26 protein-coding genes and 5 tRNA genes are annotated in these 24,703 nt (G+C 46.6%); 12 read left to right on the top strand and 19 right to left on the bottom strand.

Annotation, left to right across the window (positions count from 1 at the left end; all coding sequences use genetic code 11):
• Positions 1–8: 8 nt before the first annotated feature.
• The 12 genes from AAGC78_RS11755 to prmB form a co-directional block, all read right to left on the bottom strand.
• Positions 9–1,277 carry an NAD(P)/FAD-dependent oxidoreductase gene (locus tag AAGC78_RS11755; RefSeq protein WP_435784267.1) on the bottom strand — a complete coding sequence of 423 codons (1,269 nt, stop codon included), beginning with the start codon at positions 1,275–1,277 and terminating at the stop codon, positions 9–11.
• A gap of 63 nt (positions 1,278–1,340) precedes the next feature.
• Positions 1,341–2,117, bottom strand: coding sequence for an SDR family NAD(P)-dependent oxidoreductase (locus AAGC78_RS11750; protein WP_435784266.1), 777 nt, complete (start codon positions 2,115–2,117; stop codon positions 1,341–1,343).
• A 12-nt stretch (positions 2,118–2,129) separates the two neighbouring features.
• The gene (locus AAGC78_RS11745) at positions 2,130–3,551 is read right to left on the bottom strand and encodes a cryptochrome/photolyase family protein (RefSeq protein WP_435784265.1); all 1,422 of its coding nucleotides are present in this window, start codon (positions 3,549–3,551) and stop codon (positions 2,130–2,132) included.
• Positions 3,548–3,982 (bottom strand): nuclear transport factor 2 family protein, encoded by a 435-nt coding sequence (locus AAGC78_RS11740; RefSeq protein WP_435784264.1) that lies wholly within the window; start codon positions 3,980–3,982, stop codon positions 3,548–3,550. The genes AAGC78_RS11745 and AAGC78_RS11740 overlap by 4 nt, the downstream gene beginning before the upstream one ends.
• A complete protein-coding gene (locus tag AAGC78_RS11735) occupies positions 3,979–4,920 on the bottom strand; it encodes a MerR family transcriptional regulator (RefSeq protein ID WP_435784263.1) in 942 nt (313 codons plus the stop codon). The genes AAGC78_RS11740 and AAGC78_RS11735 overlap by 4 nt, the downstream gene beginning before the upstream one ends.
• Positions 4,920–5,879 (bottom strand): YbgA family protein, encoded by a 960-nt coding sequence (locus AAGC78_RS11730; RefSeq protein WP_435784262.1) that lies wholly within the window; start codon positions 5,877–5,879, stop codon positions 4,920–4,922. Before AAGC78_RS11730 ends, AAGC78_RS11735 begins: the two co-directional genes overlap by 1 nt.
• Positions 5,880–6,104: 225 nt before the next feature.
• Positions 6,105–7,079, bottom strand: coding sequence for an HTH-type transcriptional regulator CysB (cysB, locus tag AAGC78_RS11725; protein ID WP_435784261.1), 975 nt, complete (start codon positions 7,077–7,079; stop codon positions 6,105–6,107).
• A gap of 287 nt (positions 7,080–7,366) precedes the next feature.
• Complete coding sequence (locus AAGC78_RS11720) at positions 7,367–8,272, bottom strand: 5'-nucleotidase (protein ID WP_435784260.1); 906 nt, start codon at positions 8,270–8,272, stop codon at positions 7,367–7,369.
• A gap of 30 nt (positions 8,273–8,302) precedes the next feature.
• Positions 8,303–9,070 carry an amidohydrolase gene (locus tag AAGC78_RS11715; RefSeq protein ID WP_435784259.1) on the bottom strand — a complete coding sequence of 256 codons (768 nt, stop codon included), beginning with the start codon at positions 9,068–9,070 and terminating at the stop codon, positions 8,303–8,305.
• Positions 9,063–10,250: an MFS transporter gene (locus tag AAGC78_RS11710; RefSeq protein ID WP_435784258.1), complete on the bottom strand. Its 1,188-nt coding sequence runs from the start codon at positions 10,248–10,250 to the stop codon at positions 9,063–9,065. Before AAGC78_RS11710 ends, AAGC78_RS11715 begins: the two co-directional genes overlap by 8 nt.
• A gap of 70 nt (positions 10,251–10,320) precedes the next feature.
• Positions 10,321–11,421: a chorismate synthase gene (gene aroC, locus AAGC78_RS11705; protein ID WP_435784257.1), complete on the bottom strand. Its 1,101-nt coding sequence runs from the start codon at positions 11,419–11,421 to the stop codon at positions 10,321–10,323.
• A 94-nt stretch (positions 11,422–11,515) separates the two neighbouring features.
• On the bottom strand, positions 11,516–12,445 hold the full coding sequence (gene prmB / locus AAGC78_RS11700) for a 50S ribosomal protein L3 N(5)-glutamine methyltransferase (protein WP_435784256.1): 930 nt from the start codon (positions 12,443–12,445) through the stop codon (positions 11,516–11,518).
• Between the two features lie 144 nt (positions 12,446–12,589).
• Here prmB and folE point away from each other — a divergent pair, with 144 nt between their 5' ends.
• Positions 12,590–13,129, top strand: coding sequence for a GTP cyclohydrolase I FolE (gene folE / locus AAGC78_RS11695; protein WP_435784255.1), 540 nt, complete (start codon positions 12,590–12,592; stop codon positions 13,127–13,129).
• A 131-nt stretch (positions 13,130–13,260) separates the two neighbouring features.
• Here the strand turns inward: folE and AAGC78_RS11690 are convergent, their stop codons facing one another.
• From AAGC78_RS11690 to AAGC78_RS11665, 6 genes are all read right to left on the bottom strand, one after another.
• A complete protein-coding gene (locus AAGC78_RS11690; protein ID WP_435784254.1) occupies positions 13,261–14,169 on the bottom strand; it encodes a DUF4892 domain-containing protein in 909 nt (302 codons plus the stop codon).
• Positions 14,170–14,225: 56 nt separating this feature from the next.
• Positions 14,226–15,098: an alpha/beta fold hydrolase gene (locus tag AAGC78_RS11685; RefSeq protein WP_435784253.1), complete on the bottom strand. Its 873-nt coding sequence runs from the start codon at positions 15,096–15,098 to the stop codon at positions 14,226–14,228.
• 49 nt (positions 15,099–15,147) lie between these two features.
• Positions 15,148–15,618 carry a phosphohistidine phosphatase SixA gene (gene sixA, locus AAGC78_RS11680; RefSeq protein ID WP_435784252.1) on the bottom strand — a complete coding sequence of 157 codons (471 nt, stop codon included), beginning with the start codon at positions 15,616–15,618 and terminating at the stop codon, positions 15,148–15,150.
• Positions 15,619–16,005: a DUF4389 domain-containing protein gene (locus AAGC78_RS11675; RefSeq protein ID WP_435784251.1), complete on the bottom strand. Its 387-nt coding sequence runs from the start codon at positions 16,003–16,005 to the stop codon at positions 15,619–15,621.
• Positions 16,005–17,024 (bottom strand): NAD(P)H-dependent glycerol-3-phosphate dehydrogenase, encoded by a 1,020-nt coding sequence (locus tag AAGC78_RS11670; protein WP_435784250.1) that lies wholly within the window; start codon positions 17,022–17,024, stop codon positions 16,005–16,007. Before AAGC78_RS11670 ends, AAGC78_RS11675 begins: the two co-directional genes overlap by 1 nt.
• 509 nt (positions 17,025–17,533) lie before the next feature.
• Positions 17,534–18,034, bottom strand: coding sequence for a flavin reductase family protein (locus AAGC78_RS11665; RefSeq protein ID WP_435784249.1), 501 nt, complete (start codon positions 18,032–18,034; stop codon positions 17,534–17,536).
• 405 nt (positions 18,035–18,439) lie between these two features.
• Here AAGC78_RS11665 and AAGC78_RS11660 point away from each other — a divergent pair.
• The 11 genes from AAGC78_RS11660 to AAGC78_RS11610 all read left to right on the top strand — a co-directional run bounded on the left by AAGC78_RS11660 (position 18,440) and on the right by AAGC78_RS11610 (position 23,772).
• Positions 18,440–18,516: transfer RNA gene (locus tag AAGC78_RS11660), tRNA-Pro, on the top strand.
• Positions 18,517–18,553: 37 nt separating this feature from the next.
• Positions 18,554–18,630 (top strand) — tRNA-Arg (locus AAGC78_RS11655).
• A 93-nt stretch (positions 18,631–18,723) separates the two neighbouring features.
• Positions 18,724–18,799 (top strand) — tRNA-His (locus AAGC78_RS11650).
• 215 nt (positions 18,800–19,014) lie between these two features.
• Positions 19,015–19,860 (top strand): bifunctional methylenetetrahydrofolate dehydrogenase/methenyltetrahydrofolate cyclohydrolase FolD, encoded by an 846-nt coding sequence (gene folD / locus AAGC78_RS11645; protein ID WP_435784248.1) that lies wholly within the window; start codon positions 19,015–19,017, stop codon positions 19,858–19,860.
• Positions 19,861–19,941: 81 nt separating this feature from the next.
• On the top strand, positions 19,942–20,256 hold the full coding sequence (locus AAGC78_RS11640) for a hypothetical protein (protein ID WP_435784247.1): 315 nt from the start codon (positions 19,942–19,944) through the stop codon (positions 20,254–20,256).
• 94 nt (positions 20,257–20,350) lie between these two features.
• On the top strand, positions 20,351–21,112 hold the full coding sequence (truC, locus tag AAGC78_RS11635) for a tRNA pseudouridine(65) synthase TruC (protein ID WP_435784246.1): 762 nt from the start codon (positions 20,351–20,353) through the stop codon (positions 21,110–21,112).
• A complete protein-coding gene (rsuA, locus tag AAGC78_RS11630) occupies positions 21,112–21,807 on the top strand; it encodes a 16S rRNA pseudouridine(516) synthase RsuA (protein WP_435784245.1) in 696 nt (231 codons plus the stop codon). The genes truC and rsuA overlap by 1 nt, the downstream gene beginning before the upstream one ends.
• Complete coding sequence (locus AAGC78_RS11625; RefSeq protein WP_435784244.1) at positions 21,804–22,871, top strand: methyltransferase; 1,068 nt, start codon at positions 21,804–21,806, stop codon at positions 22,869–22,871. Before rsuA ends, AAGC78_RS11625 begins: the two co-directional genes overlap by 4 nt.
• A gap of 207 nt (positions 22,872–23,078) precedes the next feature.
• Positions 23,079–23,154 (top strand) — tRNA-Asn (locus AAGC78_RS11620).
• 118 nt (positions 23,155–23,272) lie between these two features.
• Positions 23,273–23,554: a pyrimidine/purine nucleoside phosphorylase gene (locus tag AAGC78_RS11615; RefSeq protein ID WP_435784243.1), complete on the top strand. Its 282-nt coding sequence runs from the start codon at positions 23,273–23,275 to the stop codon at positions 23,552–23,554.
• A 142-nt stretch (positions 23,555–23,696) separates the two neighbouring features.
• A tRNA-Asn gene (locus tag AAGC78_RS11610) sits at positions 23,697–23,772 on the top strand.
• Between the two features lie 73 nt (positions 23,773–23,845).
• On the opposite strand, the gene AAGC78_RS11605 is transcribed toward AAGC78_RS11610, so the two are convergent.
• Positions 23,846–24,544 carry a TIGR01621 family pseudouridine synthase gene (locus AAGC78_RS11605; protein ID WP_435784242.1) on the bottom strand — a complete coding sequence of 233 codons (699 nt, stop codon included), beginning with the start codon at positions 24,542–24,544 and terminating at the stop codon, positions 23,846–23,848.
• Positions 24,545–24,703: the final 159 nt, after the last annotated feature.

Here is a 24,703-nt window from a genome sequence, read left to right as displayed (position 1 = left end):
GTATTTCATCACCACATTTCCCCCAGAGCTTCAGCTACACGAATGGCCGACACCACGCCATCCTCATGAAAACCATTGCGCCAATAAGCACCGCAAAAATGGGTATGGTTAACGCCGCTAATCTCAGACCATCTCGCCTGCGCAGCTACTGACTCACGCGTAAAAACCGGATGACTGTAGTGATATTCACCATATACTTTTTCTAAATCGATATTCCCATGTGCATTGACTGATACGCAGAAAGTTGTTTCCGCGTTCAGTTTTTGCAAAATATTCATGTTGTAGGTCAAGGCCGCATTGTCCTCACCATGATTTACTAACAAGTAATTCCAGCTGGCCCAGGCGCGGCGCGAATTCGGCAGCAAACTGATATCGCTGTGCAAAATCACCTGATTAAGCTGATAGGGAATTGCACCAAGGATTTCATTTTCCTTCGGTGTTGGATCAATAAGGAGCTTTAATGCTTGATCACTGTGGCAAGCAAAAATAACTTCATCAAATGTTTGCGCTCCATGAAGCTGTGTATCAATCACTATCGAGTCAGCATCTCGCTTTACGCTCAACACCGGGCAATCGGTATAAATATTTTCTTTAAAATTTTCAGTTAATGGCTTCAAGTACTGATGGGAACCGCCTTTAATGGTGTACCACTGTGGCTGTTGCGTAACGGTTAGTAGTCCGTGGTTATGAAAAAAGCGGATAAAAAATACTAACGGCATTGAAGCCGCAATATTGATAGGCGAAGACCAAATCGCTGACACCATGGGCAATATATAAAAATTGATAAATTTCTCACTATAGCCATGGCTGCTCAAGTATTCGCCGAGGGTTTGATCTTCTGGAATAGTATTATCGGTATAGAGTTTGGTGCAGGCTGAATTAAACCCTACGATTTCTTTCAACATGCGCCAGTGGGCTTTATCGAATAGATTTTTCCGTTGCGCAAATACCCCATTGAGAGAGGTACCGCTATATTCAAAACCGGTTCGCTGGCAAGCAACACTAAAACCCATATCAGTTGCCTGATAAGCAACATCAAGCCGTGCTAGCAACTTCAAAAAATTGGGATAAGTACGGTCATTAAATACAATAAAACCTGTATCAACCGCAAACTCACCTTCAGGTGTAGAAACCAATTTGGTTGCGGTATGCCCGCCAATACTGCTTTCGGCTTCGAATACCGTTACGTCATTACGCCGCGACAATAGATACCCGCTTAGCAATCCGCTGATTCCCGATCCGATGATGGCGATTTTTTTTCTGCTAGCTACTGTCATGCCTTAACTCTTACCTGAATCTTAAAATGAAATCTGTTGGTTAAGCTGCCGTTGCCAGATGCCTTATTGAGCGCGTGAAATTTTCTGCAATAACCAAACTTGTGCACGCAGCGGCAAGACGGCAATGCTGCGCATGACCAACACTAAAGGCCATGGAAATTGCACCAACCATTTACGCTTATTAATTCCTTGCATAATGTTGCTGGCAGCCATTGGCGCGGTCTGCTCAAACGGCATGGAAAAATCATTGCGCTGAGTAAGCGGTGTTTTTACAAAACCGGGACGAACAACGGTGATATCAATTGCTGCGCTTGCCAAATCCACACGCAATGAATTAAATAAATACTCCACAGCAATCTTGGATGCTCCGTAAGCTTGCGAACGCGGCATCGGCAAAATACTCGCCATGCTTGAGATTCCAACTAATTGCGCGCGTCTACCCTGCTCTTTGCAGCGCCGTAACAGTGGTAAACAAAACAAAAGAGTATTGAGTGTGCCCTGCCAATTAATCGCCATCACCTTATCAAAAGGTTCGCGGGTTAAATTAGCTACATCAACGTATTCGCAGGTGCCTGCATTCAGGATAGCGAGGTCGAGATGTTGTATTTGTTGATTGATCCATTCTCCAGCGCGCTGGCTGTCTTCAGCACTGGAGAGATCAACTGTTACCGGCAAACAGAGTTCAGGAAACTGCGCAACCAATTGCGCTAACCGCTGTTCCGAGCGCGCTAACGCCAATACCCTTGCGCCCTGCTTTAAATAACCTAACGCCAGCTCGTAGCCAATCCCGCTGGAAGCACCTGTAATTAATACTGTGTAAGGTGCGGGGCTGGAATTCATAAGGTTGTCCGGTTAACGCGCGATGGGCGGCAGTTGTGCAAAAAGCGCGATGGTTTCTTTTCGGCTCGCTGACAAATCGACAAACGGGCGCGGATAATTTTTTACCGCTGGCGGATTGTGAATTTGTTTATTCGACAAATGCGCCAACTCTGGAACCCATTTACGAATGAATTCACCATTTGGATCAAAGCGTTCTGATTGACTAATAGGATTAAAGATACGGAAATAAGGCGCAGCGTCAGTTCCTGTGGAAGCACTCCACTGCCACCCCCCGTTATTCGCGGTGAATTCGCCATCGATTAGCTGAGACATAAAATAATCTTCGCCCCAGCGCCAATCGATTTGGCAATTTTTTGTCAAAAACATAGCAACAACCATCCGCAAACGGTTATGCATCCACCCTGTTGCATTCAACTGTCGCATCGCCGCATCAACAATAGGAATTCCGGTCTTACCGTCACACCATGCAGAGAATTCTGTTTTGTCATAACGCCAGGGAAAAGCTTCAGTGTGCGCTTGCATGGCTTTGCGTTTACACACTTGCGGATAATCCACCGCTACATGCTGATAAAACTCACGCCAGATTAATTCGCCGATCCAACAATTTGCGCCCGCATTACCACCATCCCACTCGCCGTGGGTATAGGCCAGCACCGCGGAGAGCGCTTGACGGGGTGACAGAGAACCAACAGCAAAATAAGGAGATAAAGTTGACGTGCCCTCTATAGCGGGAAAATCGCGCTGATCCAAATAGCGCGACAGCGACCGCTCAATAAATAAATCCAGTCGACGATAAGCTTCGTCTTCACCCGCAGGCCAAAGTGCGGATAAATCACGCAGCTCATGTCCGGTAAATAATTGATCTATCTCTTTTGCAGATGCAGCGTTGATATTGGAAACGGCAGGCTGCTTCGCGGGCAATGCCAGCGGCTGCAAAGTGACAGGCATAACTGTCTGCAACCATTTCTTTTTAAATGCAGTAAATACCTTATAGGGATCGCCCTGACCATTGCGGATCATGCCCGGCGGAACTATACAGCGGTCGTGGCAGCGTTTTACCAAAATGCCGTTGTCACGCAGCAATTGATTAACCGCGAGATCGCGATTCAATTCGTTGAGCGGATACTCCGCATTAAAATAACAATATTCCGCGCTAAAATCCTGCGCCACCCGCAGTAACGCCGGCGCTATTTCTGCTGGCTTTTTTACGCGCACAACCAACAAAGGAATATTCAGTGCAGTTAATTTTTTCTGCATAACCAACAAATGGCGACGCACAAAGTCCAGCTGCGCGGGAGCAATAACATGCAATTTCACATAAGCATCGCAGTGTACGTAAACAGCGACCACCCCCTGTCCTGACTCTGCGGCCTTAAACAACGCAGGGTTATCGTACACGCGCAAATCATGGCGCAACCAAACAAGAGAAGTCACTTTGCACCTACTTTTTTCTTTATCTTCCTAATGGCATAACCCATTAGCGGAATATGTTCATAGAGCATTGAACCAGCATCGTAATAATCGCGATGGTAATACACCTTATCGTTAAAGAGCAGATGGGTATTCCCCGTCAGTTCCAGCAATTTACCTTTGGCTAATTTTTTATGGCGATAATGCATCGTCCAGAAAAGGATAGTCTCACCACGTTCGGTCATTTCCATTGAATGATGGAATTCAAACCGACATTCGATCAGTTCACCCATCATCCCTGCGTAATAATCGGTAAGATTTTGCAAACCGTTCAATGCATGGAGTGGATCGCGAAACTGAACGTCATCGCTGTAAACGTCAGCAAGTGAGCGAAGTATTTTTTTATCAAAACGCAGATATAAATTACGTATTTTTTGCGGAACCGTAAGCGTCATAAAGATGACTCATCCGTTAGTATTTGGTTGACCATAGCCAATACTTGTTGCTGGCTATCACAAAGGTAAATGCCTGTTGTTGGCTCGAAATGCAGCGCCCTGAAAAGACGCGCCGCATTTCCCGACAACACAACAGGTATGGCCAGACGCTCTCGCCATAGTGTTAAGTGTAGCTGCAACTCGCCCGCAGCAATTGTATCGCCTCCGGGAATTACCACTATTTCTGCACCCATAGCCTCAGCACACAATAACGATTCCTTTACCGGCAAATAACCTAAAAACTCTGCCCGATGTTGATTTACCAAAAGTCCATAATTCAGTACATGAGACAAAATCTGGCCTTCGCCCTCTGATACTGCAAGAACCAAAATTTTCTCGCCCCGGGCGGCCTGCCGCTGACGGCTTTGTGATGCATGGATGTACTCCTGGATCACCGTATTAAAAAAAGCGCGCCGTGCAGGCTTACCCGGTTCATCTCCTTGCAACTCCTGTAGAAGTGGGGCCAATAAAAAATCAGCAATCATTTCAACCGGATAAAGCGCAAACGTATCTTCAATCAATCGTTCAAGCTGGTTGCGATTAAATGCCGTTATAGCGGCTTGAATTTGCTGAGCTAACTGAATCCAAATGGAATCGATTGCAGGAATTTCATTTCCGCGTTGTTCATCAGCAAGCAGCGCTTTGACTTTGCTAATCGCCAAGCCGCGTCCGAGCCATAATTGAATTTCCTTAACGCGCTCTATATCCGCGCGACTGTATAGGCGGTGGCCTTTGGTCGTGCGCTGTGGAATCAACAATCCGTAACGACGCTCCCACGCACGCAGGGTCACGGTATTTACACCGGTGACGCGGGAAATTTCACGAATGGGAACGCTATCGTCGATCAACTCGTTCTCTTCAAATACATCTTCAACTTCTGTATTAACTGTGGATTCCACTATTCATTCTCAATAATGTGATTACGCAAACCCAAGCGCTCAGGGTGCGGCGACCAAAAAGTTTGGGATTTTAAATATGGGTTGTCGAGCTTCAACAAATGATGTTTGAGCAACGTGAGCGGTACCACTAACGGCACAATCCCGGTTCGGTAAGAATCGATTAATTGCGACAACTCATGTTTCTCCTGAGTGTTAAGCCGGTCTTTCAGATAACCGCGCAAATGCATAATCGCGTTGGTATTACTTTTACGCGTAGCATGGTGGGCAAGCGCCTCCATCAGCAGACGAAAAAACTCATTGCTGCAGATGGATATGTCGCGTCCGGAAAGATTTGATAAATATCGGCCAATCGCAAAATAGCTCGGCACATGGTGCGCCATCACCTGGTATTTATAGCGGGAGTAAAACTCGATAAGTTTTTTGGCGGTAGGAGCCTCAGCCACAGAAGTTTTAAAATCATGATAGGCAAATACACGGGTTAAAAAGTTATCGCGCAAGCCTGCATCATTTAAACGCCCAGCCTCTTCCACCGGCAGCAAAGGCACAAGTTCCATTACCCGCTTCGCGTAAGCGCCCCGCCCTTTGCTATCAATGGAATAACCGTTGGCGAGATAACGCTTCATCCCAAATGCGCCGCAGCTAGGCGACTTCTGCATAAATATGTAGCCGCAGATGTCAGGCATCCGGGCTATGGCGAGTTCGGCCTGATCAACGAGCGCATCAGTGACATCCTGATCCGGGTTCGCAATACCACGTACGCGGGTTTCATCGCCAACAATAACCAACCTTATGGGTTTGCGTGGAATCCCTAAACCAATCGCTACCTCCGGACATACAGGGCGAAACTCAAAGTATTCGCTGAGCACATCGGTCAAATAATGGTTGTGCTTGTGGCCGCCATCAAAGCGAACCTGCTCCCCCATCAAACACTGACTGACTCCCAGCGGAATTTTGCTCATGGTATTCCTATACAAAATAATTGCCTTGTATAAGTTTTATATCAACATCCTGTACAAAGCAATTATTTTGTACAACAAAGACAAATTAAGTGGCCAAGGAAGAGGACTTACTGGAGAGGGATAAGCGAAGCAAAACTAGAGAGACAGGATTAGGAAAATACGTTAATTAATTGATATTAAATAAAAAAGCCGAACTTTCGTTCGGCTTTTTTAGCTTCATCCCTATCAGTGCGTAGGGATTTCGATATCTTCAAACAAATCATCCAATTCCGCCCGCGAATGGCGGTTAAAGGCTTCATTGATGATGTCTTTGGTCAGATGCGGCGCAAACTTCTCGATGAAGTCGTACATAAACCCGCGCAAGAAGGTACCGCGACGGAAACCAATCTTGGTCACACTGGATTCAAACAGGTGGCTAGCATCCAGAGAGATCAGATCGCTGTCGGTATTTTCGTTGTAGGCCATGCTGGCAATGATTCCAACACCCAGCCCTAAACGCACATAGGTTTTGATAACGTCAGCATCGGCAGCAGTAAAGACAACTTTCGGCGCAAGGCCGCGATTGATAAAGGCCTCATCCAATTTAGAGCGACCGGTAAAACCAAACACATAAGTTACGATTGGGTACTTCGCCACCTCTTCAAGCGTCAAGTTGGAAACCTGAGCTAGTGGATGGTTTTTAGGCACCACGATACTGCGGTTCCAACGATAACAAGGCATCATGATCAGATCGCTAAACAGCTCCATAGCCTCAGTAGCGATTGCAAAATCCACAGTACCGTCCGCTGCCATTTCGGAAATCTGCATCGGTGTACCTTGATGCATATGCAGCGCAACTTCTGGGTATTGCTTGATGAATGAACCTATTACCGGCGGCAACGCATAGCGCGCCTGGGTATGGGTAGTCGCAAGCGTCAAAGTACCTTTACGTTCATTACTGAACTCTTGGGCAACTTGTTTAATACTCTCAACTTTACGCAGGATCTCGCCTGCGGTTTTGAGTATCGCCTCACCTGCTGGTGTAATACGGGTCAAATGCTTCCCGCTACGCGAAAAAATCTCAACACCCAGCTCATCTTCCAGCAAGCGAATTTGCTTACTGATACCGGGTTGGGAGGTATAAAGACTCTGTGCAGTAGCTGACACGTTTAAATCGTGATGTGCCACTTCCCAGATGTAACGCAGTTGTTGCAGCTTCATAAGCCCTCCGATTGGCTCACTCACTGGGGTATTTGCAAGCGCAAGTACCAGAAATAAACCCTGATGCAAGCTCAGAGTTATAAAATCAAGTTAGGTTATTCGTTTCTAGAATAGAACAGATAGCAACCTTATGCCTAACAATTATTAATTGTGCTTCCGGCTGCTCTTGTTACAACTTTAGACTATATCCCATAAATTCAAAGTTTTTGCTGAAGGAATATTACAAAAATAACAAAAAATGCGGTTTACATACCCCACATTGGGTATATGTGTGCAGATGCCACTATTTAAGGAATGATCCGGTTAGCGATTCCATGCGGAACATGCCCGGTAGCAACATGCTCACGCGCAGATTCGCAATGCATTTTTTGGTCGTCAAAAAACACATCCGCACCATAAGCCTTAAGAAATGTTCCCTTTGATAAACCACCCAAAAATAGCGACTCATCGATACGAATATCCCACGCGCGCAAAGTGCGAATAACGCGCTCATGCGCCGGTGCCGAGCGCGCCGTAACCAATGCGGTGCGGATTGGACAATTTTCACCGAACTCTGATTGCAGGCTGTGCAAAGCCGCCAGAAATTGCTTGAAGGGCCCACCACTCAATGGTGATTTTGCCGATGCTTTTTCACTCTCGGTAAATGCTGACAAGCCCTGTAATTTATAAACTTGCTCTGCCTCATCAGAAAAGATAACCGCATCGCCATCGAAAGCAAAACGCAGTTCATCTTCATTTTCGACCTGGTTGTTCGATGCAATTAATGTTGCAGCGGCCATACCGTGATCCAGTGCTTGCCGCACATCATCCGCTTCAGTGGATAAAAATAAATGGCAACCAAATGCAGAGGCGTAGCGATAAGGCGAGGTGCCGCCACAAAATGCCGCACGACTAATTTTTAAACCGTAGTGCTCAACTGAATTGAATACGCGCAAACCGGTATCAGCGCTGTTGCGCGATAACAAAATCACTTCAACACGCGGTTCATCGCCCAATTTTTCATTGAGACGCAATAGTTTTTTCACCAACGGAAAAGCGTCGCCAGGCTCAAGAATTTCATCTTCATGCTCAATTTGGTATTGCGCATAAGCAGCAAGCCCTTCATTGATGTAGACCTGATGGCTTTCATCCAAATTAAATAAAGCACGGGATGAAATTGCGATCACCAGTTTATCGCCAAAACCTTTAGGCATAATTAAATTCCCCTGCGAGAAAGAAAACCATTACTGCAATATAAACGCATCCGCATCCAAATTGGCTGGAAACTGTTCACGATACGCAATTAACTTTTCTGCATACAATTCGACTGTTATCAACTCCGCTTCCTGGCTTGTTGCAATCAATTCGCCAGAAGGGCCATAGACACTGGAATCGCCTGCATAATGCTGCCCTGCCTCATCCATACCCACACGATTTACACCAAGGGTATAACTTAAATTTTCAATCGCGCGCGCTTGCAATAACCGATTCCAATGCAAGCCGCGAACGCTTGGCCAATTGGCAACATAAAGCGAAAGATCATAATCGTTACGATTGCGACTCCACACCGGAAAACGCAAGTCGTAACAAATCAACGGCAGTATCCGCCAACCATTCAACTCCACCAGAACACGCTCGTTGCCCATTGCGTAGCGCGTGTGCTCGCCAGCCATCCGGAATAGATGGCGCTTGTCGTATTCGGTATAGCTCCCATCGGGGCGCATCCACACCAAACGATTAAAATACTGCTCACCGACTTTGACCACCAAGCTGCCGGTGACGACTGCATTATGTTTGGCAGCTTGTTGTTGCATCCATTGATAAGCGCGACCATCGACGGACTCTGCGTAGCTGCGTGCGCTGGAGCAAAAACCGGTGGTAAACACCTCCGGCAAAACAATAAGATCTGTTTTGGTAATGGCGCTCATCGCCTGTTCAAATACATCCAAATTGAGTTGGGGATCATTAGGTGTAATCACCTGCTGTACCAGTGTGACCGTCAAATTATTCATGAGGCGTATCTCCTGCCGAGCGATCTACGGGATGCAACCAAAAATAACACAACACAAATGCAACGAATACGGAAACCGCAGCCAATACGTAAGTGGTTGATGCACTATAGTCCCACAAGAGTCCGCCAATCAATGCGCCTGCTGCACCACCAGCACCAAAGCTAAATGAGCTGTACATTGCCTGCGCTTGCCCCTGATTCGCTCCTTTAAAATAAGTGCGAACCAATTCGATAGAAACCGCATGCGCGATACCAAAGCTGCAAGCATGCAATAGCTGCGCAAATAACAACACCGGTAAATATTCAGCACCATACGCAATCAGCAGCCAGCGCAAACTGGTAACGCCCAAGGCGAATAGCATTAGCAGACGCAAATTAAAACGCCCCAATACTTTATGCATCACCATAAAAATGGCGACTTCTGCAAGCACACCCAGCGCCCACAACAAGCCAGTTGCAGTGCGGGTGTAGCCGTAATTCTCAACCAGATAAAGTGTATAAAAGGTGTAATAAGGACCGTGACTCAGCTGCAATAAAAAGCTGGCGGCCAGAAAGCAAATAATCGTTGGTTGCAAAACCAGGCTTAAAAATTTCGGGCGCTCGCCATCGGACTTTTTCGCGCTCACATCCTTTAAGCTGAGGCTGGATAACCAGATTAAAATCAGGAAGGTTAAAATAAATAACGGCAAGAAACGAATCGGCAATACATCAAACACTAAACCCAATCCTACCACTGCCGCGATAAAACCAAGTGATCCCCACAACCGAATTTGGCCGTAACGATGGTAGTTATTGCCTAAATATCCCAGCGTAATGACTTCAAATTGCGGCAGCACTGCATGCCAAAAAAAGGTGTAGCAACTAACCACCAACACCAACCACCAATAACGCTGATCAAGCAAAATACCGGTAAAAATAATACTCGCAGTCAAACTACCAATACGAATAATACGCAACCGTTGCTGGGTGTGATCAGCAAGCCAACCCCAAAAATTCGGAGCGACGATACGGGTTGCCATAATAATTGAGCTGATAACGCCAACGTCTTGCGATGAGTAACCGAGGGATTTGAGATAGATCCCCCAGTAGGGAATCAGACTGCCGACCACAGCAAAATAGAAGAAATAAAATCCGGAAAGACGCCAATAAGGAATTGCTTGCTGCGCAAAAGAAAGGGACATAGATACACAACGGCAGGAGTGAATAAAAAATTGGGTTAGTGATTACACTAACCCAACACACCCTTGGAAATTATTTAACGCTGGCAGGAATTACTGGAACAGAGTGTTTGACGGCACCATTTTGTCCGCGCTGGCGCAACAAGTGATCCATCAACACCAACGCCAACATAGCTTCCGCAATTGGCGTTGCGCGAATACCCACACAAGGATCATGACGACCTTTGGTAATCACTTCGACCGCGTTGCCGTGTACATCAACACTGCGCCCGGGAACGTGCAAGCTTGAGGTTGGCTTCAAAGCGATATGCGCGATAATTTCCTGGCCAGAAGAAATACCGCCCAAAATACCGCCGGCATTATTCGATAAAAAACCTTCCGGTGTTATTTCATCGCGATGCTGGGTGCCGCGTTGCTCAACCGAACCAAAACCTTCACCGATCTCCACACCTTTTACCGCATTAATGCTCATTAACGCGTGAGCGATTTCTGCATCAAGGCGATCAAAAATAGGCTCGCCTAAACCGGGTGGAACATTGGTCGCAGTCACGGTAATTTTTGCGCCGATGGAATCACCTTCTTTGTTCAGCGCCTGCATGAAGGCTTCCATTTCAGGTACTTTGCTGGCGTCAGGACAAAAGAACGGGTTTTGATCAACTTGATCCCAATCTACAGTTTCAATTTTGATCGGGCCGAGCTGCGACAAATAACCACGCACTTCAATCCCGTGGAAATCTTTTAAATATTTTTTAGCGATGGAACCTGCAGCAACACGCATAGCAGTTTCACGCGCAGATGAACGACCACCGCCGCGATAATCGCGCACACCATACTTCTGCATGTAGGTGTAGTCTGCATGCGCGGGACGGAACTGGTCTTTGATGTTGGAATAATCTTTTGAGCGTTGATCGGTATTTTCGATCAACATGCCAATCGGGGTGCCGGTGGTTTTGCCTTCGAATACACCAGACAAAATCTTGACCGCATCCTCTTCACGTCGCTGGGTGGTGTAGCGGGAAGTTCCCGGCTTACGACGATCCAGATCAATTTGAATATCCGCTTCGGTCAGCTCAAGACCGGGTGGACAGCCATCCACAATCGCGCCCAATGCCACACCATGGCTTTCGCCAAAGGTGGTCACAGTAAACAATTTGCCGTAAGTATTTCCTGACATTCGTTATTTCCAGACTTAAGAATCAAACTTCGGATAAGTAAAAAGTGCGCCGATTATACGTGACTTGCCCTGCAGGCGCATCGTCATCAGCGGATTAGAGGACACCTTCTGCGCGCGCATTGCGCAAATCCTGAGCCGCTAATACGAAGACACCGTGACCACCGCGCTCAAATTCCACCCAGGTAAACGGTAGCGATGGATAAGCCTCTTCCAATGCGGGCCAGGAATTGCCCACTTCCACGATAAGCACGCCTTTATCGGTTAAATAATCTGCAGCCTCAACCAGAAGTCTACGGGTAAAATCCAAACCGTCATTGCCCGATGCGAGCCCCAGCTCAGGCTCCGCGTGGAACTCCTCCGGCAAGCTCGCCATATCATCAGCATCCACATAGGGCGGGTTGGACACGATCAAATCAAAACGCTGTCCGTAGAGGTTTTCAAACAGATCCGATTGCAGCGCAAACACTCGCTCAGTTACACCATGTTGTTGGATATTTTCTTCTGCTACCGCCAAAGCATCATAAGATATATCGCTCAATTGCACTTCAGCATCAGGGAGCGCATGGGCGCAGGCAATACCAATACAACCACTACCGGTACACAAATCCAGAATCTGCTGCGGCTCATCTGCCAACCAAGGTGCAAAGCGCTTTTCAATAAGCTCCGCGATGGGCGATCGCGGCACTAACACCCGCTCATCAACAACGTAAGGCAAACCCGCAAACCAGGCTTGACCAGTGATATAAGCCGCGGGGATGCGCTCCTCAATACGGCGCTGGACGTTAGCGACTACCTTGGTTCGTTCGCTAGGCGTCAACTTCGCATCCAGCCATTCATCACCCAATGGCGGCGCCAAATGAATTGCATGTAGGACCAACTGCTCGGCCTCATCCCAAGGATTATCAGTGCCGTGGCCGTAAAAAAGCTTGGCCGCGATAAACTCGCTGGCAGCCCAGCGAAAGAAATCGCGAATGGTCACCAATTCATCGCGCGCCTGATCAAAAACTGTTGGGGAACTAGCCATAGATAACCTCGGGTTCAGCAGACTGCGCGCATTCTACCGAATTAATCACCCAAATCAGGATTTATGTTTTCTAGAAATCCGTCGAAAGCGGTAAACTGCTGTTTTGTGTAAGGCAGCGCCCCACTGCCGCTTGAGGAGCTTTTGATGAGAGAACACTTTGCGAACATTATTGCTGGCGTTGGTGAAGATTTAACCCGCCCCGGCCTGCTGGATACCCCTGACCGCGCGGCAAAAGCCTTTCAATTCCTGACCCGTGGCTATAACCAGACACTGGACGAAGTGGTCAATGACGCCCTCTTTCCATCCGACTCCGACGAAATGATCCTGGTAAAAGATATAGAGTTGTATTCACTCTGCGAGCACCACCTTTTACCCTTTATCGGCAAAGCCCATGTTGCTTACATTCCAACCGGAAAAGTGCTGGGATTATCCAAGGTCGCGCGGATTGTTGATATGTTCGCGCGCCGTTTGCAAATTCAGGAACAACTTACCGTGCAAATCGCGGAATGCGTGCAGGAAATTACTGGCGCATCGGGTGTTGGCGTTATTATCGAAGCAAAACACATGTGCATGATGATGCGCGGCGTGGAAAAGCAAAACTCGTCGATGAAGACCTCGGCAATGCGCGGCAGCTTCCGCAGCAACCAGGCCACACGCAATGAGTTTTTATCACTGCTGCGTTAATCGCTTAACGAACCGTAAAGTCGAGCGATTGAATCGAAAAAATATCGAGCAATAAAAAAGGCGGCATCACATTTGATGTCGCCTTTTTTATTGCTCTAAATTATTGACGATGGGCTTATTGCTCATCCATGTTATTCATTAATTTTTACAACTTCGACGCGCGCGCTGCGATCACCGCGCCCTGCCGGGGCAAGGCTGCCTATACCGTAAGTAGTGATGCGGCTGACTACAACACTCTTATCCTTCAGCGCATTTTTTAATTGCTCGGCATAAACTTGCGAATCTTTTTGTTGCTGCGCAAGCGACACAGGAGCGTAATCATGCCCTACCAGCGCAATTTTCCAGTTAGGCTTTTGTGTCAGTACATCAATCAATGCTTGTAAATGTGCCTGCTTGATTTGGATGCTGGTATTGCCTTTTGGATCATCGGATACCAGATCGGGGAAAACGTAGTAGCCATTGGCATCCAGCGATTTGATAATCGATTCAGGGCTTGAGGCTATTCCCAACTCAATAATTTTATCGACATGCAACACATCAACCTGAATAACAACACGCTTGTTGCCACGCTGTACCGCATAGAGCGCTACGTAAAACGGTTTTGCATCCGCAGTGGTAACTTCATAAGCGCCATACTGTTGAAACTGATCCAACCCGTATAACTGCTGGATTTTAAAGTGATTATTAGCCCATGAATTACTGGTGCCACAATCCCGGCTTTTGCAGTGAAATAATTCGCGAAAACTAAAATTCTGTAACTGATCCAGATAAAAATCGAAACCATTATTTGCGCTGTGCCCTTCAGGCAACTCCAAGGTATAACGAGCAAGCTCACCACTCAAACGTTGCTGGCGATCAACCCGCCAACTACCGGCAATTTTTTTATAGCTACCTAATGCCAGCACATAATCATCAGTTTCGCCGCCGCTTTGGAACATTACCCGCGCATTGTGGTAATTCTGCAACGGCAACTCATCGGCAAACACTGAACAACAAGCCAACAATAAAATCACACTACCGATATAACGAAAACAGTTCATAGGCTCTCTCAGAAATTTGTAGCTATTCTTGATCTGATTCTTTTGTGTATGAATAACTAGACCATAAATCGGGCGAAAAATTCGTTGAGTTTGTCCGCAACCAAATCCACCTCTTGCTCCATGTGCAGATGGTGGCCTCCAGGCAGCAAGTCGTAGTCAACACTGGGAAATTGGGCGACCTCTTGCATGTAGTTTGCGTACAGTTTGGGCAAACCATCTTCAGCCAATAATAATTTTATGGGTGCCTGCACATGATTAATAAATGCGTGTAAGTGTTCGCGCGATAACTTAATTACTGAAGGCGCCAACAAACGGGGATCAGTACTCCAGGAAACACCATTCGGTTGCGCCACAACACCGCGCTCGGTTAAAGCTGTCGCTGCTGCGTGCCCTAACGGAAACATACCGCGCTCGCGCGCTTTGATCGCCAACTTTATATCAGGATAAACCGAGGGAGTTTTTTGCAGCTGAACGCGCAAGCCATTAATAGCACTTGCTAATTGTTTTGGGGCTTCTTCAGGGCGAGCAGGTTCAGGCAACAATCCCTCAATCAACCCCAGAGCAATAAAGCGCTCGGCGAATGCACCCGCAGCTAGCGTTCCGATAATAGCGCCGCGCGAATGTCCAAGTAATACAAAACGCTCCCAACCTAAATGGTCGGCAACGGCGAGAATATCGTTGATGTCATCCCAAGGGGTGTAAGCCATTTGTCCGGGGCGATGCTCACTCTGGCCGTGCCCCGCCATATCAACCGCAACGATATGCACATTTTTCAGTCGCGGAGCTAAAGCAAAAAAACTGGCGGAATTATCCAACCAGCCATGCAATGCGAGTACCGGTAATTGCGTGGAATCGCCCCACTCCTGCGCGGCGAACTGCATTCCATTGACAGTAAAACGCAGCTCGCGGGGATTGGATGATTGCACCATAGAAAAACTCACTATGAGATAGAAATAAAACAAGGTTAATCGTTTTATTCTAGGCGTGATCCAGCCAAAGTAAATCGCCCATACCCACAGCAACAATTGGGGTCTGGATAGCGGCAAGAGAACTGGTGCCCATCGGATAATAATCATTAGGCTTGTTGCACAGCTTATTGATCAACAAACCTACCAGCGGCTGATGGCTCACCAGCAGAATTGATTGATCAGTCGCTTGCTTTGAATTGAGCACATCCAACCACTCCATTAGCCCCAGCGGATTAGCCTCTGGTACGAGAAGATCAGTGGTCTGGATGCTTAACTGCGGAAAATAACCTGCAGCAATTGTTGCAGTTTGTTGCGCACGCACCAACGGGCTCGCCCAAATCTCGGTGACCGATGCCATATCGGCCACGCGCGCCTGCATAACTTTATCGGTATCACTCCGGCCCTTATTGGTAAGCTGACGCGCGTCATCCGTTGTAATCTGCGCTTCAGCTTGTCCGTGCCGCAAAATAAAAATTGTCATTTAGTTTGCAGCTTCATCCGGAGTATCAGTTAAACGAGTCGCTGGCTCTTTTGCAGATTCTTTTGCTGCTGCCTCTTTCGCAACCGGCGCATCCTGTGCAGCTGCACCAGTGTCCGCAGGCCAGTCAGCAAATGGGAAAGGTTTTTCTTCGCTGCTGTAACACAAGAATTTCAACACATCGTAAATATAAGTGGACAGCGAATGGCCAAAGCGGCGCAGATGCTGATTGTCTTCGCCGGTAATCAGCGAGAAGAAAAATTGCACAATAACCAATATCCACATAACCAAACTGGCAAGTTGCAATATTGCGGCGAACAGCAGCATAAAAATCAACCGCAACCAATGCTTACTGGATGTAAGATTGGATTTTAATTGTTCATTGTCCATTAGTTACCCCTTAAATATTCAACATCATCAGCTTGTTCACCCACCATCAAACCACGCGCCACATCAGCAATCGCTTTTTGTTGGAAGAGAACGGCGTAAAGCCCCGACACCAATGGCATATACACTTGCAGCTCATCGGCTTTTTGTTTCACTTGACGCAGCGTATTAACACCTTCAGCCACTTGCCCCAGCGAGGCAACAATGTCATCCAGTTTTTTACCCTGCCCCAAGGCGAAGCCTACACGATAATTGCGACTTAAATCCGAAGTACAAGTCAGAATTAGATCACCAACCCCAGCTAATCCTAAAAATGTCATGGGATTTGCACCCATCATCTGCGCAAAACGCCCCATTTCTGCGAGGCTCCGCGTTAACAACATTGCTTGAGTGTTATGCCCTGCCCCTAACGCCGCTGCCATCCCGCAAATAATGGCGTAGATGTTTTTCAGCGCCCCGCCCAGCTCCACACCATAACGGTCGTGATTGGCATAAACACGGAACGTAGAAGATTTGAGGGTGTGCTGCACACAATCGATAACCGCTTCACTCTCACTGGCGATAACAGTACCTGTCTGCTGCTGATGCACAATCTCTTTTGCAAAGTTAGGCCCGCTCAACACCCCGATTGGATGATCGGGCAATTCCTGCTCAAGAATTTGACTCATCAGGGTAAAACCTTCCGGCTCGATACCTTTGGCAGTGCTAACCACCATAGTATCTTTACCCAGCAAGGGCTTGAGTTGACGGGTAACGGCGCGGAATGAATGGCTGGGAATAGACACAAACACCAGATCGGCATCAGTAATAGCCAACGCGAGATCCGAGGTAATCACTAATTGCTCATGCAACATATAGCCGGGGAGATAACGGGCATTCTGGCGCGCGGATTGGCACTCTTCCGCTTGCTCAACGGAGCGCATCCAAAGATAGGTTTGGTGATTGTTACACGAGATGATATTGGCAATTGCCGTACCAAAACTACCACCACCCAGCACGGCAACCTTCAATCGTTTACTCATAAATAAATCCAGTGGTTTAACCAGGAAAATTCAATTAAAAATCGTCACTTGTTACGGTTAAAAAGATACAAAGCACACAAACTGTAACTTTTTTGCACAAAAACCTTCATCAAATTTTTGTCCACATTTTCTGTGGATAACTTAGTGGATAGTTTTTGGGAAACCTTCTCAAAGGCCTATAAAATCTATACCAACAACAAATTGGACAAATTTTAACCAACAAAAAAATTTCCTTATATTTCATATTGTTACATAAAAAAACAAGGCTAAAAGTTCATTTTTTCACGTTTTTGATCAAGCTATGAGCGAGCTGGTCATTTAAGCACAGAAGGTGTGCATAAAGAGTTAGTGATCATTAACCCTAAAGGCCTCATAGAAACGAAATATTCATATTGCAAGGTAAATTTTGATTAATTGTTTGGTTCATTACCAAACTCTTACAAGGCTCAAAATAGCCCATTGAATAGTGAATATCAGAAAAGGAAAAACACTCTTTTTATAGACTCGACTTATTGGCGCGCAAACGCGCCATAACTACCATCGGCATATAACAGCGGATCTACATTGACTTCATTTAAAATCACCTTATGGATAACACCTATAACAATCTTATGGGTGCCATAAGTAGTGACATGGTCAGTTTGGCAGATGAATACAGCCTGGGCATCCCCAAGCACTGGCAGACCAGTATCGTCCTCTACCCAATTTCCTATCTCAAAACGATTCCGGTTCGGTTCACGTCCGGCACAAATATTGGAAACGTCTTGATGATCAACAGAAAGGACATTAACCGCAAACTGACTTCCGGGCGTAGCCAAGTGCCCTTGCTGTGAAACCAACTGATTGATGCACACCAACAACGAAGCAGGAGAATCAGATACCGAAGTCACTGAAGAGACGGTCATGGCGAAACGTTGATTCCCCGGCAAGATAGTAGAAAGCACACAAACACCGGACGCCAAGCGACGCATACCCAGCTTCATTGAAACGGCTAAATTATTGTTTTGCATAAAATCTCCAAACGTATAGTTGCTTATTCTGACCAGCTGATGACCGACACACAAGTCTCGACAATGACTTAGCCACTATTTCGACTGTAGATTGTCAGGGTCGCATAAACACAACCAAGGGAGGCAATAGGCAAAACTCAATGGCTCACGAAGCAACAGACTATGAAGCAACATGTTCTGTTCCCGCAGGCATCCAACAACAAATACAAAAGCTGAACTCTTTTTGTACGACACATGAAATCGCAATCTGGCATTTCGTGAGCGTTCTGAACACCCGTTGTGCAAGCTGATTAGAATTTAACTGCGAACGCTAAATATTTTATTTTATTGCACTTTTTTCGTTGACGATCCTAAATCTCATCGTTAATATGCGCACCACTTGAAACGCACAACGTTTTAAGTCGTCGGAGTGTAGCGCAGCCCGGTAGCGCGTCTGTTTTGGGAGCAGAATGTCGGGGGTTCGAATCCCTCCACTCCGACCATCTTTTTTATCGAACCTGCGAAGGTTTGTTCCAGCATGTGCCCGTAGCTCAGCTGGATAGAGCACCCGCCTTCTAAGCGGGTGGTCGCAGGTTCGAATCCTGCCGGGCGCGCCATTTGGGCATTTTTTATCTCGCCCTACTTTCTCTAGTAAGTTCAATTTGGGATAACATCCCACACATATGGATGTGTTATTTCGTTTTGCTACGGTGGCTGTAGCTCAGTTGGTAGAGCCCTGGATTGTGATTCCAGTGGTCGTGGGTTCGAGCCCCATCAGCCACCCCAATCCCTTCTGCAAAAAAATCATTTAAAACTTTCCTAAAAATTTTTAAATCTAATTTAAAAATCAGCTTTTAAATATCCTTCAATTATTTTCTTTTGCTAGCCGTTTTTTCACCTCACCATCCTTTATTCCCTTGGCGACTCATGCCTGCTGTGGGAAAATGCGCAACCTCAGATTTTGACCCTTTTATCATTTACTACACAGGTAATTAGCGCCCATGTCCGCACTTGTATTGGATGGCAAAGCCCTTGCCGAAAAAACTGAACAGGAACTCTCTGCTCGTGTTGCCGCACTGAAAGCACGTAGCAACGGCCAAACTCCTATCCTGGCAACCATCCTTGTGGGTGATGATCCAGCGTCGGCAACCTATGTGAAGATGAAAGGTAATGCCTGCACCCGTATTGGCATGGAATCGCTGAAGGTGGAATTGCCTTCATCTACCACCACAGATGAACTGCTCGCCAAGATCCACGAGTTAAATAACAACCCAAATGTGCATGGCATTTTGTTGCAGCATCCAGTTCCGCATCAGATTGATGAGCGTCTGTGCTTTGATGCAATCAGCGCCGAGAAAGATGTGGATGGCGTGACCTGTTTAGGTTTTGGCCGTATGAGCATGGGTGAGGAAGCTTACGGTTGTGCTACGCCAAAAGGCATTATGCGCCTGCTTGAAGGTTATGGAATTGAGTTGGCTGGCAAGCACGCTGTGGTTGTTGGCCGCAGCCCGATTTTGGGTAAACCAATGGCGCTGATGCTGCTTAATGCCAATGCTACCGTTACTATCTGCCATTCCCGCACGCAAAACTTGCCGTCATTAATCAAGCAAGCCGATATTCTGGTGGGTGCCGTTGGCAAGCCGGAATTCATCAAAGCAGAATGGATTAAAGACGGTGCGGTGGTAGTTGATGCTGGCTATCACCCTGGCGGTGTGGGCGATATCGAATTAAAACCTTTGGTTAACCGTGTTGCTGCTTACACGCCGGTTCCTGGTGGTGTTGGCCCAATGACAATTAATACCTTGATCTACCAAACAGTAGACTCGGGCGAAAAGAAAATCGGTTAATGCGTTAAATTTTTTCTGTTTGTTGTCGCTAGCTTGATAAAACTGTTCGTATCGCAATTTAACTTAAGGAGTAAAGATCAAATGCGTAATTTTCTCTTATTGGGTAGCCTGTTGTTGGTAAGTGTTTCTGCCACTGCAAATGATGCAATTAAATATACCTGCAAGATGAACAATGCCGAGCGTGTTATCGAAGTAGCTTATGCTTCTGCCGACAAAGCAGCGCCTTGCACTGTGAGTTACACCAAAGACGGTGTAACCCAGACACTGTGGAGCTACGAAAGCACCGAAGGTCAGTGTGAAGCAAAAGCTGCCGAATTTGCAGAAAAACAAAGTAGCTGGGGATGGACTTGCAGCAACGATGCAAGTGACGCACAAGCAGCTAAAAACGCTGAATAATTTAACCTGATTTTTGTATCAGTTTTGTAATTCAATAAAAGCAGGCACTCGCCTGCTTTTATTTTTATAGCTCACCACTTTATAAGTTAAGCTGATGACGGAATTACTGCCCATCATTTATCGCGATGAATATATGGTTGCCATCAATAAACCTGGCGGCCTATTGGTTCATCGCAGTGAAATTGATCGCCATGAAACGCGCTTCGCCGTGCAGTTGTTGCGCGACCAAATTGGCCAGCCTGTTTATCCTATTCATCGGTTGGATAAACCAACCTCCGGCGTATTGGTATTTGCGCTTTCATCGGAGATCGCGAGACTCTTGAGTGATATTTTTACTCGCCATGAATTGAACAAAACCTATGTGGCGCTAGTACGTGGTTTTTCTCCCGACCAAGGGATAATTGACCATCCACTTGTAGAAGAATTGGATAAGTACACCGATAAAAAAGCACGCACCGATAAACCGGCACAGGCTGCTGTTACCGAATTTAAAACACTAGCGCAGATTGAATTACCCTTTAGCATTGATAAATACCCGTGCACGCGTTATTCGCTCGTACAATGCAATCCACACACCGGGCGTAAACACCAAATTCGTCGCCACTTGAAGCATATTAGCCACCCGATCATTGGCGATGCCAAGCATGGCAAGGGTAATCATAACCGGTTTTTTCAGGAAAAATTTGGCTGCGCTGGCCTGATGTTAGCGTCGCCGGAACTAGAGTTTATCCATCCTGTCACCCGACAAAAAATGACGCTTGTAGCACCGCTTGCAGCCAGATTTACCCAAATTATTCAGCAGTTTGACTGGGGTAATGCCCTACCCCAGCATTGGCTCACCGCTCAGGATTTCTAATGCGCCTCGATAAATTTCTCAGCCAATATACTGATCACTCACGCTCGCTGGTACAGCAAGCGATTAAATCAGGCAGAGTATTAGTAGATGGAGTCACCGCAAAAAAAGGTGATCAAAAAATAGCGGGCCATGAAATTATTACGCTGGATGGAACACACATTGAAGCATTCCAAACCCGCTATTTAATGCTGCACAAACCATTGGGGTATGTGTGCGCGAATAGCGATAGCGAGCACCCTGTTGTTGTCGATTTAATTCGCTTGCCGCGCTGGCAGGAATTGCAAATCGTCGGACGTTTGGATTTAGACACCACAGGTTTAGTGCTGCTTACCGATGATGGACAATGGAATCATCGCATCACCTCACCGCGCAGCGAATGCCCGAAAACCTACCGCGTGACTACCGCAAACCCGATTACGTCTGAAACTGCCGCACTCTTTGCAGCTGGCGTACAATTGCATGGCGAAAAAATGCCAACGCGTCCGGCGCAACTGGAATTAATCTCCAGTCATGAAGCGCGCCTGCAAATTCATGAAGGAAAATATCATCAGGTAAAACGCATGTTTGCGGCTGCAGGCAATTTGGTAGTGGGGTTGCATCGCGAGAGCATTGGCGATATTCAGTTAGATCCTGCATTAGCGCCCGGCGAGTATCGCGCACTAACTGCCGATGAAATAAAGAGCGTAGTACCATGAACGATTTACCCCTTACCTGGATCACCCAACAGCTGAGCAATATTCCAGCGGACACCAACAAACGTTATCTTTGGTGTACCGATGAAAATGCATTGAATATGCTCCCGGCAGCGTTGCATCAACAGCAATTGTTAGTGTTGACCAATCGCTGGGATGTTGCCGAGCAAGCAAAAGCGCACGGTTTCAATACCGAATTCAATGACTTTGATTGCAGCGCAATCGCAGACAATAGCCTCGATAAAATTTTTTACCGCGTATCGAAAGAAAAGCCAGTGGTGCATCACTTGCTCAATCAAGCATGGCGCTGCTTAAAGCCCGGCGGACAATTATTGATTGCCGGATATAAAAACGAAGGTACAAAAACCTATATCGAAAAAATTGCCAAATTATTGGGCAGTGCAAAAAATATCGAAAAAAATGGTCCGGTTTATTCATCTGAATTGGGCAAATATACCGAATATGATGCAGCGCAATTGCTGGATGATAGCGACTACAACCAGCAGCGCCCGATTGCACTCGACTCGGAACTAAAACTACTCAGCAAACCCGGCCTGTTTGGCTGGAATAAAGTGGATTCGGGCAGTGCTTTGCTTATTGAGCAACTGGAAGAGCACTTCGACGCGGCAAAAGCGCCTGCATCCTGTCTGGATCTGGGCTGCGGCTACGGTTACTTGACTATCGCGGCTGCCGGCTTGGCGAACTGCAGCAGCATCCAGCACTGGACGATGACCGACAATAACGCTGCCGCCCTCGCCGTAGCCCGGCAAAACTTGCTGCACAACCAGCTAACTGGCGAGGTTATCGCTGCTGATGCGGGTAAAGGTATATCGGCAAAAGTGGATTTAGTCCTGTGTAACCCCCCCTTCCATCAGGGATTTAGCATTGATGGCGATTTGACTGACAAGTTCCTCGCCAGTGCCAAGCGCCTGCTAAACCCGCAAGGTACGGCACTTTTTGTGGTAAACCAGTTTATTCCGCTGGAGCGTAAGGCCGCACCACTCTTCACACAAGTCAAAGTGCTGATTGATAACGGTAGCTTCAAGGTCATCCAACTGGGACTTTGAAGACCAGCACTGATGAAAAAATGACCTGCGCATTGAACCAATCCATCCCATATTGGATAGCGAAAATACAGCTTGCAGGATTAATAAACAGCCTTGAATTTATTGATGTTTTTTTGCAATAAAAGTTACCCAAAATAGGCAAAAACGGTTGACCAACCAAAACTGCCTCTATATCATGCGCACCACTTCCACAGAGGAAGTCACCGTTCCGCCTTAGCTCAGTCGGTAGAGCAAATGACTGTTAATCATTGGGTCGCTGGTTCGAGTCCAGCAGGCGGAGCCAGAATTAAAACGAAAGGTCGCATTTATGCGGCCTTTTTTGTGCCCGTGTTATTCGTGTTTATATCCTCGTGCCTCCAACGGCATTTTTTATCCACTACCCACCTCGAGCGGAGCATCCCATGTTTAAAGTTAATGAATACTTTGGTGGCGCAGTTAAATCTATCGCATTCCAAACCGAAACCCTGCCAGCAACTATCGGCGTAATGGCGAAAGGCGAATATGAATTCGGCACCAGCCAAAAAGAATACATGACCGTAGTAAGCGGCAGCCTGACTGTAGTATTGCCAGGTAGCGACAAAGCTGAGACCTTTGCAGCGGGCCAAACGTTTATCGTTGAAGCCAACCAACGCTTTAAAGTATCTGCTGATGTGGAAACTTCATATCTGTGCAAATACGAGTAATTTTTTACTCGGATCTAAAAAGGCGCTTCGGCGCCTTTATTGTTTTTTTATAACCGAAAATTAAATAGATGCGATTAAAAAGATTGACCGATTTTTTCTGTCTCTATATGATGCGCGCCTCCTTCACGATGAAGGACACAATTCCGCCTTAGCTCAGTCGGTAGAGCAAATGACTGTTAATCATTGGGTCGCTGGTTCGAGTCCAGCAGGCGGAGCCAAATAGAATTAAGAAAAAACAAAAAGGCCGCACTGAGTGCGGCCTTTTTGTTTTCAGCAGATCCAGCTTACTTTTTAACCCTTCCCCGCAATAACCGGCCAGGGCAAAAACCAAGGCTCACCCCATTCCCCCACAGCCGCAGTAAAAAACTCATCAATAAAAAACTCACCCTCACGTGGTAACTGGGTAAATCGATATTGTTTACCATTCACCCGGAACGCAAGACTGAATGCATGCAAATACGTGCGATCAATCGCTTCACTCGCTACTGAGTCACCATAGAGACCATCACCTAAAATAGGTGCACCGATACTTTTTAATGCCACACGAATTTGATGCGTTTTTCCTGTATGAGGCTTCACAATAAATAATCGCCGACCGGCAGTAATACTTTTGCTAAAAAACTGCGTGCTCGCGGGATTCTCTTGCGTAACCAGAAGTTTCCATGCACCGCGCCGCGAGGGCGCCATATCGCCCTTTATCAAGCCTTGTTTTTTTGTTGGTTTCTTCGTACTGATAGCAAGATAATATTTTTCTACTTCACGCATACGAAACGCATCATTTAATTGGTGATTTACATCGGCAGTTTTAGCCATCACCAATAAACCGGATGTCACTTTATCCAGGCGATGCACCGGAAATAATTCAGCTAAATTTTCACGTTGACGCAGAGTTTCAAATAATCCTGGCTCACCGGATTCACTGTGAAAACTGGTATTCGGTTTTTTATAGATCACAATAAATTCCGAATTATTTTCTACAATGTCATACATAAAAGTGATCCAAACTGAGATGCGATGCAGATTACCAGCCAGAGCTGCATTCAGCTATAAGATTATTTTGGCTATAAAAATGACAGACTTGTGACTTTAAAAACTAATGTATAGCTAGCATCAAAAAGCGGTAACGCTATAATCAGTTCAGGTGTTCGT

The organism is Cellvibrio sp. (assembly GCF_039207905.1).
In the GTDB taxonomy this organism is placed as follows: domain Bacteria; phylum Pseudomonadota; class Gammaproteobacteria; order Pseudomonadales; family Cellvibrionaceae; genus Cellvibrio.
Note: the sequence above shows the minus strand (reverse complement) of the source record. Positions and strands in the feature narration are given on the sequence as shown.